Below are 324 nucleotides of genomic sequence, written 5' to 3'. Positions count from 1 at the left end.
TTTTAATAGGAAATTCAATAGGGAAACCATTAGTAGAGTTATCAAAAAAAGTAAAGAAATTTGGAGAAGGTGACCTAACCCAAAAGTTTGAAGTAAAAGGAAGAGATGAAATAGCAAGGATATCAGAATCATTAAATATAATGGCAAAAAATATAACGAAGTATTTAAAGGAAGTAAAAGAGTCATCAGAAGAATTAGAAGAAATGTCAAAAGAAATAGATATAAATTTAGAAAAACAGACAGAACAGATGATACAAATAGACGAAAGTGCAGGAAATATAAAGAGAAGTACAATAACAACAGCATCATCAGTAGAAGAAATAA

The 324-nt window shown here is 28.1% G+C and carries 1 protein-coding gene; it reads left to right on the top strand.

What is annotated here, in order from left to right:
- Nucleotides 1-324: HAMP domain-containing protein (locus ACYQ44_RS10500; protein ID WP_459997245.1), on the top strand; the 324-nt coding region annotated here is incomplete at both ends.

Source organism: Marinitoga arctica, from assembly GCF_054657315.1.
Note: the sequence above shows the minus strand (reverse complement) of the source record. Positions and strands in the feature narration are given on the sequence as shown.